Genomic DNA, 16,716 nt, shown 5'->3' on the forward strand with positions numbered 1-16,716 from the left:
GGTGTCCTTCGTCCATCTCCACTGCCATTCGGAGTACTCCCTTCTCGACGGCGCTAACCGGATAGGCGACCTGATATCGCGGGCGCTGGAGTTCGAGCAGCCAGCGCTCGCGATCACCGATCACGGCAACCTGCACGGGGCATGGGACTTCCAGGAGCAGGCCAGGAAGGCCGGCATCAAGCCGATCATCGGCATGGAGGCCTACGTCGCGCCCGGCGACAGGCGGCTCAAGGCCCGCACCGACCTCCGCTCGAAGCCCTACTACCACCTTGTTCTGCTGGCGCGCGACGCCGTGGGCTACAAGAACCTGGTCAAGCTCTCGTCCCTGGCCTACACCGAGGGCTTCTACGCCAAGCCGCGCGTGGACCGGGAGCTCCTGGCCAGGTACAGCGAGGGGATCGTCGTTTCCTCCGCGTGCATGGCCGGCGAGGTGGCCGTGTCGCTGCTCAACGACGACTACGACGCCGCCCGGGAAGCCGCTTCGTGGTATGCCGACGTCTTCCGCGACCGGTATTACCTCGAAGTCCAGGCGCACGACAGCCCCAACCAGGCGGCGCTCAACGAGCGCGTCTTCAAGCTCGCGGCCGAGCTGAATCTCCCGGTCGTCGCCACCAACGACTCGCACTTCCTCCGGCGCGAAGATCACGACGCGCACGACGTGCTGCTCTGCATCGGACTCGGCCGCGAGCGAGCGGAGCCCGACCGCATGCACTACGACGAGGGGCTCTACTTCAAGAGCGCCGACGAGGTCGCCGCGAGATTCCCCGACCGGCCCGACGTCCTGGAGAACACCCTCAGGATAGCGGAGGAATCATCGATCGCGCTGTCCAAGAAGTACCAGGTCCCGTCGTTCCCGCTGCCGCCCGGGGTCGGGACCGAGAACGACCTGCTCATCCGGCTCGCGACCGAGGGCGCGCGCGAGCGGTATCTGCCCGGCGCGGCCGCCGACGCGCCGCTGCCGCCGGAAGTGCGCGAGCGGCTCGACTACGAGCTGGGCGTAATCACGAGCACCGGCTACGCCGGCTACTTCCTGATCGTGTACGACTTCATCAAGGCGGCGCGCGACCGCGGGATCCCGGTCGGCCCCGGGCGCGGCTCCGCGGCCGGCTCGCTGGTGGCGTACTCGCTCAGGATCACCGACGTGTGCCCGCTCCGTTTCGACCTGCTGTTCGAGCGCTTCCTGAACCCCGAGCGCGTGTCGATGCCGGACATCGACGTGGACTTTTGCTTCGAGCGCCGCGGCGAGGTGATCGAGTACGTCCGGCAGAAATACGGGCGCGACTCCGTGGGACAGATAATCACGTTCGGCACGCTCAAGTCCCGCGCGGCGGTGAAGGACGTCGGCCGCGCGCTCGGCTTCACCCCGAAAGAGACCGACGACCTCGCCAAGCTGATCCCCAACGCGCCGAACTTCTCGCTGACCGTGCGCGAGGCGATGGAGCGCGTTCCCGAGGTGCGGCTGCTGTACGCCGAATCGCGCGACGACACGAAGGAGGCGCGCGAGCGGAAGGCGCGCTACCGGGAGCTGCTCGAGTACGCGGTCAAGCTCGAGGGCCTGTCGCGCCACGCTGGGGTGCACGCCGCGGGCGTCGTCATCGCGCCCGGCCCGCTGGACGAGTACGTGCCGGTGTGCACGACGGCGTCCAGGGGCGCCGCTGGTCTCGCCTCGGACGACGACACGATCGTCGTCACCCAATACGACATGAACGCGCTCGAGAAGGCCGGCATGCTGAAGATGGACTTCCTCGGCCTCACGACGCTGACCGTCATCGACGACACGCTCAAGTCGATCCGCGCGCGCACCGGCTCGGCGCCCGACCTCGCCACGCTGCCGCTCGACGACGCCGAGACCTACCGCATGCTGCGGAGCGGACGCACGGCCGGCGTGTTCCAGTTCGAGTCGCCGCTGGCGACGGACATGGTTCGCAACATGCGCTGCGACCGGTTCGACGACCTGGTCGCGTCCAACGCGCTGATGCGTCCGGGCCCGCTCGACGCCGGGATGCACAAGGTCTATTGCCGCCGGAAGCGCGGCGAGGAGCCGGTGACTTACCGGCTGCCCGAGCTGCGCGACATCCTCGAGCCGACGTACGGCGTGATCACGTATCAGGAGCAGGTGATGCGGATCGCGCAGACGCTCGCCGGGATCTCGCTCGCGGAAGCGGACGTGCTGCGGAAGGCCGTCGGCAAGAAGGACGCGGAGCTGATCCGCGAGGAGCTCGGCAAGTTCGTCGAGAAGGCCGTCGCGCGCGGCTACGACCGCTCGATCATCGAGGAGATCTCCGGCCAGCTCGAGACGTTCGGCCGGTACGGCTTCAACAAGTGTCTGCCAGGGCACGCGGAGATCCTCGACGCCGCAACAGGACGACTTGTTCGTATTGAGGATCTGTACACCGCGGCAGCCAAACTTGACCATGTCGTCACATGCGATCCCGCATCGCTCAAGCTCCAGCACGGCCGGGTTGCGACGGTGATGGACAACGGCATCAAAACGGTCTATCGGTTGCGGACGGAATCGGGACGAGAGATTGACGCGACGGCGAACCACCCGTTCCTGACCTTCGATGGCTGGCGCGAACTTGGGGACCTCGCAATCGGCGAGCACATCGCGGTGCCCCGATCTCTTCCTGTAGAAGGCACCGTCGAATGGCCCGAACACGAAGTGATCGCGCTTGGACACCTGCTCGCCGAAGGCAACCTATGCCACCCGACTGGTGTGTACTTCTACAACCAGGACTCCGCAGAGGTGGGGGACTTCGTCGCGGCAGCCGAGCAGTTCTCCAACGTGGCGTGCACGACGAAGCCACACAAGGGGACTGATTCGGTTTACACCCGTCGCATCGATCGTACGCAGCCGTCCGGCATTTTCGAGTGGGCCCGCCTGCTCGGCATGCTCGGTAAAACGGCGGTTCACAAGGAAGTTCCCGGTGCGGCTTTCGCACTTAACAACCGGCAGATTGGCCTGCTGCTGAGCAGGATGTGGGCGGGCGACGGTCACGTCAACACGCTCGATCGGAACGCCTATTATGCTACGTCCTCGAAGCGCCTCGGGCTGCAGGTGCAGCACCTGCTGCTCCGCCTTGGGATCATCGCGCGAATCCGATGCGTGCAGTTCCGCTACCGAGGCGCGCACAAAACGGGCTATCAGGTCTTCGTTACCGGCAACGACAACCTGCGGCTCTTCTCCAGCCACATCGCGTCTCGGTTCCTGAATGCCGAGCGGCGGCGTTTGGTCGCGGAGCTAATCCTCGACACCCCGGTCTACGGTCCGTCCAAGGATGTCGTGCCGGTAGCCGCGCGCAGCCTGGTGCGCGCGGCCAAAGTGCGGGCCGGCTCGACATGGGCTCAAGTCGAGTCGGGCGCAGATGTGTCGTCGCGCGACTTCACTCCCGCCGGAACGAACCCGCACAAGATCGGCTTCACGCGTGCGACAGTCGGCCGCCTGGCCGCATACTTCGACGACGCCGAACTCCGGCGACTCGCGGAGGGAGACGTCCTGTGGGACCGAGTTGACGCGATCGAGTTGCTGGGAGAAATGCGGACTTACGATCTCGAAGTGCCCGGCACGCATAACTTCGTCGCGAACGACGTCATCGTTCACAACAGCCACTCAGTCGCGTACTCGATCATCGGCTACCACACCGCCTGGCTCAAGACGCACTTCCCCGCCGAGTTCATGGCGGCGCTGCTGTCGTCGCAGATCGGCGACACGGACAGCGTGGTGAAGTACATCGCGGAAGCGCGCGACATGCGGCTCGACGTGCTGCCGCCCGACGCGAGCGAGTCGGGGTACAAGTTCACCGTAGTCGGCGAGCGGAAGGTCCGCTTCGGCCTGGGCGCGGTGCGCAACGTGGGACATTCCGCGATCGACTCGATACTCGCCGCTCGCGGCGAGAAGCCGTTCGAGTCGCTGTACGACCTGTGCGAGCGGGTGGACCTGCGCGTGTGCAACAAGCGGGTGTTCGAGGCGCTCACGCTGGCCGGCGCGCTCGATTCGCTGGGCGCGCACCGGGCGCAGATCTTCGCCGGCCTCGACGCGGCGATCCGCGAGGGCTCGCTGCACCAGGACGACAAGCGGTCCGGCCAGGTGTCGCTGTTCGGCGGCCCGGCCGAGACCGAGCGCGGCGAGGTGCGCGCGCCGCGGCAGCTTCCCGCCGTCGCGCCCTGGACCGAGAGCGAGCGTCTCACGCGCGAGAAGGAGATCCTCGGCTTCTACATCTCCGGCCATCCGCTCGACCCGTTTCGCGCCGAGGCGGAGCTGTTCGCGACTCATACCGTGGCGAACCTGGGAACATGGGCTCCCGAGACCATGTCGCTCTGCGTCGTGGTCACCTCCGTGAAGAAGCAGCTGAGCAAGCGGACCGGGGCCGAGTTCGCGCGGCTGATCATCGAGGATTTCTCGGGATCCGCGGAAGTGATGGTGTTTCCCGAGAAGTGGGCGTCGCTGTCCACGCAGCTCCGGACGGACGTGCCGGTGCTGCTGCGCGGCGCCTACGCGCGGCGCGATCAGACCGCGGACAATCCGCTCTTCGTCGTGGAGTCGGTGAAGCCGATGACGGATCTGCGGGCCGACGGCCAGGTCGCCGTGCAGCTCGAGCTGACGCTCGGGCAGCACGCGACCCCGGCGCTGGCGGACGAGCTGCGCGAGGTGATCAGCCACCATCCGGGCTCGGCGCCCATCGAGATCCGGTGGAGCGACGGCAACGGCGAGCGGGCGGCGTTCCGATCGCGCACATTCACCGTGTCGGCCGACGGGCCGTCGATCGCGGAGCTGCGCGCGCTCGTCGGCAACGACCGCGTCAAAGTCGTGCGGGCGAACCAGTGAGCACGGGAGTCACTCTGGAATTCGAGAAGCCGATCGCCGAGCTGGAGCGGCGGATCGAGGACCTGCGCAAGGCCGCGGGCGACGGCCAACTGAGCGTGGACGAGGAAGTCGCCACGCTGGAGGCGAAGCTCGCGGAGATGCGCGCCGAGGTGTATCGCAACCTCACGCCCATCCAGCGCGTGCAGGTGGCGCGGAGCAGCAAGCGCCCGTTCACCGAGGATTACATCCGGCTCATCTTCACCGACTTCATCGAGCTGCACGGCGATCGCGCGTTCCGCGAGGACGCCGCCATCATCGGGGGATGGGCCAGGCTCGACGGCGAGACGGTGATGATCATCGGCCACCAGCGCGGCCGCGACACCAAGGAGAATCTCAAGCGCAACTTCGGGATGCCGCATCCCGAGGGATACCGCAAGGCGCTGCGACTGATGAAGCTGGCCGAGAAGTTCCACGTCCCGGTGCTGACGTTCGTGGACACTCCCGGCGCCTGGGCGGGACTCGGCGCCGAGGAGCGGGGCCAGTCGGAAGCGATCGCCCGGAACCTGCTGGAGATGAGCCAGCTCATGGTGCCGATCGTGGCCACCATCATCGGCGAAGGCGGCTCCGGCGGGGCGCTCGCGCTCGCGGTGGCGGACCGGGTGCTGATGCTGGAGAACGCGGTCTACTCGGTGATCACGGTCGAGGGGTGCGCCGCGATCCTGTGGAAGGCCGACGGCAAGAACCAGGAGCTGCGCGACCGCGCTGCGTCCGCGCTGCGGATCACCGCGCCCGACCTGCTTCCGCTCAAGGTCATCGACGAGATCATTCCCGAGCCGCCCGGCGGCGCGCACGCCAACCACGAGGTGGCCGCCGCCGCGGTGCAGGAGGCACTGATGCGGCACCTGGAAGAGCTGCGCAAATACCGGCCGGAGAAGCTGGTTCGGCGCCGACGACAGAAATTTCTGCGAATCGGGCAATGGAGCGAGTAGAAGTGACTAGTGACTAGTGACTAGTGACTAGTAACAACAACTACCCCATGCCGAGCTTTTCCTGTCGTTCCGCTTACACTAGTCACTAGTCACTAGTCACTAGTCACCGCTTGCAAATGACTCATCTCATTGAAGTGGCCTTCAGCGGCAACAGAAAGGAGTTCTTCGAGTGGCCGGAATCCGAGCCGCCGCCGCTCAAGGCGCCGGTCATCGTCGACGCCGATCGCGGCGAGGACTTCGGCTACGTGCACGCGGTCGGCGAGCTGGCGGAGAAGCGCAGCCGCGGCTGCGCCCACGGCTGCGGCTATTCTCCCGGGACGAACGAGCCCGCCGCGCCCGCGCGCCGCGCGTTGCGGATCGCCAACGAAGCCGACGTGCGCCAGGCCGGCAGCATGAAAAAGCTCAGCGCCGACGCGCGCCGGCAAGCCGCCGAGAAGGTGAAAGGCGCCGGGCTCCAGATGAAGATCTCGGACGCGGAGTGGCAGTGGGACCGGCGCAAGCTCACGCTGTACTTCACGGCCGAAAAGCGCGTCGATTTCCGCAACCTCGTGCGCGACCTCGCGTCGCTGTTCAAGACTCGGATAGAGCTGAAGCAGATCGGCGTGCGCGACGAGGCCAAGCGGCTCGACGGCATCGGGCGCTGCGGCCGGCAATACTGCTCGGCGTCGTGGCTCCCCGAGCTGCGGCCCGTCAACCTCGGCGTGGCCAAGGACCAGCGGCTGTCACTCAATCCATCGCAGATCTCGGGCGCGTGCGGCCGGCTGATGTGCTGCCTGAGATACGAGCACGAGATGTACGTGACCGCGCGGAAGCGGTTCCCCAAGGAAGGCCGGACGTTCACCACATCGACGGGTGAAGAGAAAATCGTCGCCAACGACATCTTCCAGGAGCGGGTCACGCTGCGCGCGGCCGAGGGCGAGCAGCGGGTCTTGACGCTCGCTCAGTTCTCGCTCGAGACCGGGTTCGTGTCGCCGTCCGCCGCGGTCGCGGCCGCGGACTCCATGGAGACGGCCGAGATGGCGGACGATCTCGCGCTAGTGGATGAGCTGATCGCCGAGGAGACGGGCGCCGTCGAGCCGGCCGCGCCTGCTCCAGACATGGCGCCGCAACCGTCGCCCGCGTCCGGCGAGGATTCCGCGCAGACGGCGCGACGCCGGCGGCGGGGCCGCCGCGGCGGGCGCAGGAACCGCGGTCCCAAGCAAGGCGACTGAGCTTGGCGAGATTTTACCTCACGACCGCGATCGACTACGCCAACGGCGACCCACACCACGGGCACGCCTTCGAGAAGATCGGCGCGGACGTGATCGCGCGGTACCACCGCATGCGGGGCGACGACGTGCACTTCCTCATAGGGATGGACGAGCACGGGCAGAAGGTCGCGCAGGCGGCGTCCGATCGCGGCATCCCTCCGCAGGAGTTCGTGGACCATATCGCGGCGAAGTTCCTCGCGATGTGGCGGCGGCTGGACATCTCGCACGACCAGTTCATCCGAACCACGGACGCCGCGCACCGGAAGGGCGTGCGCGCGCTCATCAAGCGCATTCACGAGAACAACCCCGACGATTTCTACGAGCAGAGCTACGAGGGCTGGTACTGCGTGGGGTGCGAGCTGTTCAAGCGCGACAACGAGATCGTCGACGGCCGGTGCGTGGACCATCCGACGCGCGAGCTGGAATGGACCGAGGAGCGCAACTGGTTCTTCCGGCTCACGAAGTACGCCGACTTTCTCCAGCGGCTGATCGGGGAGCGCCGCGAGTTCCTCCAACCGGAGACGCGGCGCAACGAGATCCGCTCGCTGCTCGAGCAGGGGCTGGAGGACATCTCGATCTCGCGCGCGCGGCTGAGCTGGGCAATTCCCTTCCCGCTCCAGTCGGCCGATCCCGCCGCCGCCGAGCAGGGCACGTGGGTCTGGTTCGACGCTCTGCCGAACTATCTGACCGCGACCGGCTACCCTGACGCCGGCTATCGCGACCGCTGGCCGGCCCAGCTGCACATCGTGGGCAAGGACATCACCCGGCTGCACGCGGTCGTCTGGCCGGCGATGCTGCAGGCCGCGGAGCTGCCGCTGCCGGAGCGCGTGTGGGCCCACGGCTTCGTGCTGCTGGGCGGCGAGCGATTCAGCAAGTCATCCGGGGTCCGGCTCGACCTCGACGAAGTGATCGACCGGTACGGGGCCGACGCGCTCCGCTACTATCTGATGCGCGAGATCCCGTTCGACGCGGACGGGTCATTTTCCTGGGAGCGGTTCGAGGAGCGGTACAACTCCGAGCTCGCCAACGCGCTGGGCAATCTCGCGAGCCGTACCGTGGCCATGGTGGAGAAGTACTGCGGCGGAGTGGTTCCCGCGGGCGCGCCGAACGAGGTGGACGCCGCCGATGCGCGCGATTACGCGGCGTACCACTCGGCCATGGACGGCTCGCGCGGGTATCTGCTGCACGAAGCGCTCAAGAGCGTGTGGGCGACGGTCGCGCGCGGCAACGAGTTCGTTGACCGGCAAGCGCCGTGGAGGCTGGCCAAGGATCCGGCAAAGGCCGGCGAGCTCCACGCAGTGCTGGCATCGCTGATCCGGCAGCTCGCGCGACACGCGGTTTACCTCGCGCCGTTCATGCCGGCGAAATCCCAGGAGCTGTGGCACGCGCTCGGCGCGCCGGGCGACGTGAACGCGGTGCGGTTCGCGGAGATCGAGAGGATCGATCCGAGCGGGTGGAGGGTGGCGAAAGGGCCGCCGCTCTTCCCCAAGGAAGCCCCCCCGTCTACCTCCCAGCCGGGTCGCTGAGGGACACGACGATCGCCCCATGCGGGTGACCCGCGCCAAAGCGGTAGTTGGCCGCGGCGGGATTGAGGAATTCCATCCATGCGACGTTTCCGGCGGCTATCTCCCGGAGGGACTCTACTCCTCCGAGGCGGGCACGGTCGAGATACACCCAGATATCGGCCTCGAAGCTGACGCTCTGCGGTCCCCGCTTGACCAGCCACGTTGGACGCAGCACACGCACCGCATCGAGAGCCGTCCCCGAGACCTGGGCGCGGATCTCTTCCTGGGGAATGAAGTTTCGCGATCGGCCGGGAGCCGTGTCCACGCCCGGCGGCACGGAAGCGCAGGCCGTGGCGATCAGAGTGAGAGCGGCAACCGTGAAAATCCCTTGGCGCGACATGACATGCTCCTACCGTGTCCTGGCGTAAGTCCTTCTGCCGGAACGGACACGACCCTCCCGGCTTCCGGAAGATAGAGCGCGCTCGCCGGGGCGTCCAACGCGGCCCCCGCCGCGTCCGGGAATGAAGAACACTTGACAGTCGCGGAGCCGGGCGCAACGATGAAGAGGAAGCCCCTGGAGGTGGCAGCATGATTGCGCGGTATCTCGGCACGGCCGCATTGGCGGCAGCTTTCTCTACGCCGCAGTCTCTTTCGGCGCAAGCGACGCCCGCCGCGCCGGCGCCGTCCTACGAGCTCAAGGGCACCATCGTCGATGGATCGAATCGCCCGTTGGGCCTCGTCGAAGTCGTCCTCATTCGCGACGCGGCCGTAGTCCACACGGTCCTGTCGGGAGATAACGGCCGGTTCACGTTCGGGCGCGTGGCGGCGGGCCAGGTGATGCTGCACTTCCGCCGGATCGGGTACGCGGCGCAAACGATCGATATGGTCGTCGGGCCCGGCGGACACCCCAGCGTGAGCGAGATCGTGCTGGTCGAGCTTCCATCGCAGTTGACGGACGTCACCATCAACACCGCTGCGGAGGACGAGAGATATCGCTCGTTCTACGAGCGGAAGCGGCAGCGGGCTTCATTCGGACGTTTTCTGGAACACAAGGACATTCGCCGCCTCGGTCCCGCCAACCCCAGCGATCTGTTTCGAACGGTGCCGGGAACCACCATCCGGTCCGCCAACCTGTACGGGAATACCATTCGCGTTCGAGGTTGCCAGCCGATGGTCTGGGTGGACGGGCAGCGTGTTCCGGGCGCGGAGCTGGACGAGGTGGTTCAGCCCACGGAGATCGGCGCGATCGAGTTTTATCCGTCTTCCGCCGGAGTGCCGGCGCAGTACATGGAGCGGGGGAACCGGTTGTGCGGGCTCATTCTCGTCTGGACACGCTGACGGCGCGTTGTCGGTCCTGGTAAGGGCAAGCGGTCCCACAAAAAAGCCCCTCCACTTCGGAGGGGCTTTTCTGTTTCAAACGACGGTATTTACCTCACCCCGCAGCTTGCTCCGGGGTACGTCGGCGCGTCGGTTGGGCTCGTGTCCCAGTAGATCCGGGTCGTGAACTCATCCGGCCCCTGCCTGGCAATAGCGGCATCCACGTTGGCCGTGTTGACTGATTTCTCGCGAACGGAATACTGATACCGCCGGGGGACCGTACCGATGATCGCGGCGGGTCCCGGCTTGACCGTTGCCGGCACGCACGTCCGGCGCCATTCCGCCCACGCCTGGACGCCCTCGCCGTAAAGAGCGATCCACTTCTGCAGCGCGATCTGGCCGTGTCCAGCCGTACCGCCGGCGTATACGATCTCCGGACGGGCGAGGAAGGTGGCGATCGCAGCGGCGTCGGTCACGCCCCACTGCGCCATGGACGCCTGGATTCCCTGCGTATAGTACGCCGCCGCGCTCCCCGTGATCCAGCCCCGTTCCACCGCCTCGGCCAGGATGAACGACACTTCGGCGTAGGTCAGGACGAACGACGGGAACCTCTGGCCGGTAAGACCGGTGCAACCGGAGCAGAACCGGTCCGTGGAATAGAAAACCCTGCCCGGACGCGACGAGATAAGAGAGTAATTCCCGGCCTCGGACGCCGTGAGAGCATTGGGCATTCCGGCATACACGGTCGGGTCCGCGAGCGTCGGCTGCGCATACACCGGTATGCGGGGATCATTCACTGGCAGCATCTGGCCCATGAGACGATCCGACAGCCGGTGATCGTCGCGGGTGCGGTTGTTGACCGCCCACGGGTTGTCGTAGATGCCGTCTCCCGGCCAGTTCATCTGCGCGTTGTCGGCGTTCGACGCCAGCAAGCCGCCGGGCGCGCCGATGGCGGCCGTGAGCTCCGCTCGCGCCGTGGTCGGATCGACGTTGGCGAGCCGCATGGCGTGGCGGGCGCGGAGGGAGTTGCCGAACCGCTGCCACCTCAGGCTGTTCCCGGCGAAGATCGGGTCGGCATTGCCGAGAGTCTGGCCGGAGCCGCCGGCGATGGCGGTCACGGCCTCGGCGAGATCGCGGAAGAGACCGGTGTAAATGTCCTTCTGCGCGTCGTACGCCGGTTGGATTAGCGCGTCAGTAGCGTCTCCCTGGAGTGCCTGCGAGTACGGCACGTCACCCCAAACGTCGGTCACGTAGCCGAATATCAGGCTCCGCATGATTTGAGGAGGACCCCATAGCAGCGGCTGCGTGGCCGTCTTTCCGGCGTCGATTACGGCCTGGAAGTTCTTCAGCTCTTGCGCGTATGTGAAGATGAAGCTGTTGTTGGTGACTTCCCCGCCGAGCCGCAGGTACTGGTCTTCATCCGGGTACTGTACCTGGGCGAGGTGCTGCGCGGTCAGCACCGGACCGCGCATGTTCGTCGGATTGCTCCCGAACCAGCGCTGCATCGCGATGCGCGTGGCGTACGTGAACACCGCTTGCGGCGGAGCCGACGTCGGGTTGTTCGGGTCCTCGTTGACCCGGGTCAGCCTGTCGGCGTCGCATGCCGCGACACCGAGCAGGAGCACGGCACCGAGACCCGCGAGTCCAAAGATCCTGGTTCGCGATCCGGGATTGCTATAGCGCATGGTGTTGGCGTCTCCAGTTATATGCGTCATGGGACGATCCGGAGGTTGAAGCCGATGCTGCGCGGATTCGGCGACATGTTGACTTCGATACCCTGATCGTTCCGGCTGCTGTAAGCGAACTCCGGGTCGATGTTCGGAACATTCGTCCACATCTTGAGATTCCGTCCGGTCAACGCGATGCTCGCTTCCCGCGCACTGAGGAACCTGCTCGCCCAGCTGGCCGGCAGGTTGTACGACAACCGCAGCTCGCGAAGCTTCACGTAGCTCGCGTCGTACACGTACCGCTCGGTGTACGCGAAGAGGCCGTGGAAATACTCCTCGGCGCTGATCAGCTGCGTGTTTGGCAGCCCGGTCGCTACGTCTATCCCCTCGACGAGAACGCCCGGCGAGTCCCAATCGTCTTCCCGCCCGAGCAGGCTGCTCTCGAGCACGCCGGCATACTCGCCGAACATGTTGGTGACGCTGTACAGCTTGCCACCGCGCTTGATGTCGAGCAGCGAGTTCAACGAGAACCTGCCGAAGGTGAACTGGTTGGCCCATCCGCCCGTCCAGTTCGGCTGGATGTTGCCCAGCACCGACAGAGTGTTCTCTCTGACGGGATATCCGTCTTCGACGAGAATGTTGCCGTCGTCGTCCCGCGCATACGCATAACCCCGGATGGCGCCGTACGGCTCGCCTTTCCGGGCCTCGACGATGACGTCGCCGAAGCCGCCGCGCCCGAGCACGATCGTCTCGACGTCGGGCGCGAGATCGACTACCTGGCTGCGATTCCGCGCGTAATTGAACGTGGAAGTCCAGCCGAATCTCGGCGTCTGCATGATGTCGAGCGACACCAGCGCCTCGAGTCCCTTGTTGCTGATCTCGCCGGCATTGACCCACTTCCTGTCGAAGCCGCTGGCCCCCGAGATCTCCACGTCGAAGATCTGGTTCGTCGTCGACTTGCTGTATGCGCTGGCGTCCAAAGTCAACCTGTTGCCGAACATCGACAGCTCGGCGCCGACCTCGTCGGAGCGCGTTATCTCCGGTTTCAGGCCGGCATTAGCCAGGCGCGTGTCCAGTCTGTACTGCGGCTGCGTACCGAACCTCTGTGCTTCGCCGAGGAACACCGGCACGAGCGAATACACCGGAGCGTCGCTGCCGACCCGGGCGACCGCGCCGCGGAGCTTGAGCGAGTTCAGCACCGAGTTCTGCATGGCCGGGAAAGCGTCCGTCACCACGAAGGAAGTGTTCAGCGACGGATAGAAGTAGGAGTTGGCGCCGACCGGAAGCGTCGACGACCAGTCGTTGCGCGCCGTGCCCTCGATGGTCCAAAAATCCCTGATCGTGAAGGCGGCCGATCCATAGATGCCCCGCACGTGCCGCCGGACGATCTGCTGGTCGATAGCGGGCGCGATCGCCGCGTTGGACGGGTTGTAAACCCGCGGCACGACGAGCCCCGTCGTCTGCTGGCTGTTGCCGTTGAAGTACTCGCGCCGGAGGCTGCCACCGGCGACGCCACTGAAGTCCAGCCAGCTGGAGAGCCGACGGTTTCCCGTGAAGTTCAGAGCCGTGCTGTTGTCGTTTCTGTAGTCGTTGGCGAAACGGAACCCGCCGTTGTACGCCAGGTTGATGAACTGCTCGGCACCGGGCGCGTACAGCTGCTGGATCCCGAGCCGGTAGATGTCCGAGCCCGTCCGCAGCGTGGCATTCAGGCCTTCCGCGAATTGGTACTTCACCGCGACCGATCCGATCACCCGATCGCGATCGTCGAGCTGCGGGTTCTCCTGCATCACCCAGAACGGATTGTTGTGGTAGCTGTAATTCCAGTTGAACTCACGCGTATCGGGCCCGCCGTTGGTGGCGCCGCCCCTGCCGTACTGTCTGAGCGACTCCGTGTTGACCTGCCGGCCGTACCAGTTGAACATCGACTGGAGCGGATTGCGCCCCGAGTAGCCGACGCCGGGACGGTTGCGTCCGGCGTTGTGGATGTACTGCACCGAGCCGTCCGCCGTCAGCCGGCTGCTCGCGCGGAAGCTGCCCGTGAGCGAAGCCGTCCGCCGCTGGAACATGTTGTTCGGGAAGATTCCGTTGACGTTGTCCGCGCCCATCGACAGCCGCCCGGACGCGCGGTCCGTGCCTCCGCTGACCGCGACCGTCGTGGACATCGTAGTGCCGGTCCGGAAGAAATCCTTGACGTTGTCGGGATGCGCGATCCATGGCGTCGGCTGGCAGTTCGCGGTCCCGGCGCCCGGGCTGTCGAACTGGCAAATCAATCTGCCGTCGAGCTTCGGCCCCCAGCTCTCGTCCACTCCGTCGTTGATCCCGCCGTAGTTCCCGTCCGCCCACTCGAACTCACCTTCCAATCCCTGACCATACAGATTCTGGAAGGAGGGGAGGATAGCGGGCCTCTCGAACGTGAGATTGGTGTTGATCTCGGTGCGCATCCGCCCGCCGGTGTCGCCGCCTTTGCGGGTCGTGATGATAATGACCCCGTTAGCCGCGCGCGATCCGTAAATCGCCGCCGCGTTCGGGCCCTTCAGCACGCTCAGCGACGCGATGTCGTCCGGATTGAGGTCGTTCAGCGCGTTGCCGTAGTCGAACATGGTATTCGAGCCGACGAAGGGCGCGCCCCCGAGGTTGGCGTTCGACACCGCCACGCCGTCGACGATGAACAACGGCTGGTTGTTCCCCGTGATCGAGTTCTGACCGCGGATGATCACGTTCGTCGAGCCGCCCTGCGTTCCGGGCGAAGTGATCTGGATGCCGGAGACCTTTCCCTGAATCTGCTGCATCACGTTCTGTGCGCGGGTCTCGTTCAGCTGAGTCGCGGTGACCTGCTGTTGCGCGGTGCCGAGAACGCTTCGCGTCCGCTGCTCTCCCAGCGCCGTGACGACCACCTCCGACAGCACGGCCGCGGTCGACGCGAGCGTGAAGTCCTGTTGGATCGTGCCGCTGGTGAGGGTTATCGTCGCAGTGGCCTGGCGATACCCGATTCGTCGGGCGATCAGCCGGGCCGCCTGGCCATTTACCGAGGCCGCCGGCACGCTGATGGTATACGCGCCGTCGTCCCGCGTCTGCGCCCCGATGTTGGTCCCTTCCAGCACGACCGACACGCTGGGAAGGGGTGCGCCGGCTTCGCTGCGAACGACTCCGGTGATGGTGGCTCCCTGCTGCGCGGCCGCCAGGCCGGGCAAGACAAGGAAGACCGCTAGTACAAAATACGAGCGTATGCCTTTCATACCGCCCTCCTTTGCCGCCACCGATTCCTCGGGACGGCGAACGTTGTTATTCCGGGAAGGTCCCCGGAAAAGTGGATGCTACGGGCGGCCGCAAAGTCCCGGCAAACGAGCAAGGGCTCCGTCATTCCGCTACTACGCCCGTCATCCGCTTCCCACTCTATATCGTGCTGGACAGCGGTTTCCACAAGGGGGAATCCCTGCAGGGCGGCGAAGAGCCCGCACCCGCCGCGGCACGAGGCCGGTCGGGTTCGGGCAGTGACGCGTGTTTCCGGCAACTTGCGCGGCAGTCCCGGCCCGGTACGGCGCCGGTTTGGGGGCGGTGCCGCTGATCCGGGCCGGGCAACCGCCTCAGGGTCGCGAGAAATCCACCTGGGGAGGGGTCGCGACGTCCCCCGGCGCATTGAAGTACTCCCGCGGCTTGGCCCCGGTCACCATCGCCGTGAGCTTCTGCGGCAGCGTCCGGATGTACGCGTTGTACTGGTTCACTGCGGCGTTGTAATCCGTCCGCGCGACGGCGATCCGGTTCTCCGTGCCGGCCAGCTCGTCCTGCAGCCGGAGGAAGTTCTGGTCCGACTTGAGCTGCGGGTAATTCTCTACCGTTACGAGCAGACGGCCGAGCGCGCCGGTGAGCTGCGCGTTCGCTGCCGCTGCCTCCGCCGCGCCACCCGACTGGATCGCGTTCAGCAGCCCCGAGCGGGCGCGGGCGACTTCGATGAAGATGGTCTGCTCCTGTTGCGCGTAGCCCCTCACGGTCGCCACGAGGTTCGGAACGAGATCGGCCCGGCGCTGCAGCTGGACGTCAATCTGCTGCTTGGCCTGGGCGGCCTGCTCGTCGTAGCGCTGGATGGTGTTGTAACCGCACCCGGTGAGAATCAGCGGGATCACTACCGCCAGGTACAGTTTCGAGGTGTTCATCACAGGTTCCGGTTATGAGTTGTGAGTAGAACTACGCTGCGTGCTGCGTGCTGCGTGCTGCGTCCTAGAGAGTACGTGCCGCATTCACGGTTTGTGCCGTACCACTGACAACTGATAACTGCTTTTCCCCGCGCGGAACACCCGTGGCATTCTCTCGCTCAAATCCCTGCGAGCACGCAGCACGCAGCGTTTTTCAGCAGCACGCAGCACGCAGCGCTTTTCATCATCCCCTCGCAAACCTGTCCAGATGATGCGCCAAATGCTCGACCGCGAGCAGGTAGTCCCCCAGCGCCTTCGCCGCTTCGCCCGCGCGAATCCTGGTTTGTCCCCGAACGTGGCGCACGACCCGGACCAGGGACTCGGCATCGAACCCCGACCGGTCGGCGACCATCCGGCTCAACGCCTCGTAATCGGTCGGTGGTGTATCGCCGTGCAGCCGGACCACGGCCCGCAACAGGATCATGAGCTTGCTCAAGCTCCGCTCGAGTATCTCCAGCTGCGCGCGGGTATCCGCGCTCGCGCCGAAGACCGACTGCCGGAGGTGCAGCAGCTTGCCCATCGCCTCCTGCTCGACCTGCAGCCGCAGATGCTCCGGCGACACGCTGATCCCCGCGAACACGTCGTCGCCGAACAGCACGCGGTTGCGCTCGAGAATGTCCGAGTACTCCATCGGGAACACGTCGGCGGAAGAGCGCCACTCGCGCTCGGTGAAGATCATCGGAGGCGGATTCCCCTCCGCCACCCACGCCTTGGTGACGGCCGCCGCCGCGCGCAGCGTCTCCAGCGGCAGCTCGCTCACCACCACCAGCACGTTGGAATCCGAGCGTCGCGGGATACGCTCTCCCGCCACGGTAGAGCCGTAAAGAACGATCGCGCGGAGTGCGGGGCCATATGCGGCGCGCAATTGAGAGACTAGTTCGTCCAGAGACATGAAAGGTGACTAGTGACTAGTGACTGGTGACTGGTGACTGGTGACTGGTGACTAGTGGGCTGTAACTGAAATAACAGGAGCATTGATCTTGCAGTACTGGGC

General features: G+C 66.0%; 10 protein-coding genes. 5 read left to right on the top strand and 5 right to left on the bottom strand.

What is annotated here, in order from left to right; translation table 11 throughout:
- Position 1 precedes the first annotated feature (1 nt).
- The 4 genes from dnaE (at position 2) to metG (ending at position 8,569) form a co-directional block, all read left to right on the top strand.
- Positions 2 to 4,825, top strand: a complete 4,824-nt coding sequence (dnaE, locus tag WEA80_04685; GenBank protein MEX1185864.1) for a DNA polymerase III subunit alpha — start codon at positions 2 to 4, stop codon at positions 4,823 to 4,825.
- A complete protein-coding gene (locus WEA80_04690) occupies positions 4,822 to 5,793 on the top strand; it encodes an acetyl-CoA carboxylase carboxyltransferase subunit alpha (protein ID MEX1185865.1) in 972 nt (323 codons plus the stop codon). The genes dnaE and WEA80_04690 overlap by 4 nt, the downstream gene beginning before the upstream one ends.
- A gap of 116 nt (positions 5,794 to 5,909) precedes the next feature.
- Complete coding sequence (gene ricT / locus WEA80_04695) at positions 5,910 to 7,004, top strand: regulatory iron-sulfur-containing complex subunit RicT (protein ID MEX1185866.1); 1,095 nt, start codon at positions 5,910 to 5,912, stop codon at positions 7,002 to 7,004.
- 2 nt (positions 7,005 to 7,006) lie between these two features.
- Positions 7,007 to 8,569: a methionine--tRNA ligase gene (gene metG / locus WEA80_04700; protein ID MEX1185867.1), complete on the top strand. Its 1,563-nt coding sequence runs from the start codon at positions 7,007 to 7,009 to the stop codon at positions 8,567 to 8,569.
- On the opposite strand, the gene WEA80_04705 is transcribed toward metG, so the two are convergent.
- The gene (locus tag WEA80_04705) at positions 8,547 to 8,948 is read right to left on the bottom strand and encodes a hypothetical protein (protein ID MEX1185868.1); all 402 of its coding nucleotides are present in this window, start codon (positions 8,946 to 8,948) and stop codon (positions 8,547 to 8,549) included. The two genes, metG and WEA80_04705, sit on opposite strands and share 23 nt — an antisense overlap.
- 188 nt (positions 8,949 to 9,136) lie before the next feature.
- On the opposite strand from WEA80_04705, the gene WEA80_04710 reads away from it, so the two are divergent.
- Complete coding sequence (locus WEA80_04710; GenBank protein ID MEX1185869.1) at positions 9,137 to 9,886, top strand: carboxypeptidase regulatory-like domain-containing protein; 750 nt, start codon at positions 9,137 to 9,139, stop codon at positions 9,884 to 9,886.
- Positions 9,887 to 9,975: 89 nt separating this feature from the next.
- On the opposite strand, the gene WEA80_04715 is transcribed toward WEA80_04710, so the two are convergent.
- The 4 genes from WEA80_04715 to WEA80_04730 all read right to left on the bottom strand — a co-directional run bounded on the left by WEA80_04715 (position 9,976) and on the right by WEA80_04730 (position 16,533).
- Entirely contained in the window at positions 9,976 to 11,580 is a 1,605-nt protein-coding gene (locus WEA80_04715; protein MEX1185870.1) for a SusD/RagB family nutrient-binding outer membrane lipoprotein, read from the bottom strand.
- On the bottom strand, positions 11,577 to 14,768 hold the full coding sequence (locus WEA80_04720; protein MEX1185871.1) for a SusC/RagA family TonB-linked outer membrane protein: 3,192 nt from the start codon (positions 14,766 to 14,768) through the stop codon (positions 11,577 to 11,579). Before WEA80_04720 ends, WEA80_04715 begins: the two co-directional genes overlap by 4 nt.
- Before the next feature lie 348 nt (positions 14,769 to 15,116).
- On the bottom strand, positions 15,117 to 15,683 hold the full coding sequence (locus WEA80_04725; GenBank protein ID MEX1185872.1) for a LemA family protein: 567 nt from the start codon (positions 15,681 to 15,683) through the stop codon (positions 15,117 to 15,119).
- Between the two features lie 223 nt (positions 15,684 to 15,906).
- On the bottom strand, positions 15,907 to 16,533 hold the full coding sequence (locus WEA80_04730) for a hypothetical protein (protein MEX1185873.1): 627 nt from the start codon (positions 16,531 to 16,533) through the stop codon (positions 15,907 to 15,909).
- Positions 16,534 to 16,716 lie beyond the last annotated feature (183 nt).

Source organism: Gemmatimonadaceae bacterium (genome assembly GCA_040882285.1).
Classification (GTDB): Bacteria; Gemmatimonadota; Gemmatimonadetes; order Gemmatimonadales; family Gemmatimonadaceae; genus JACDCY01.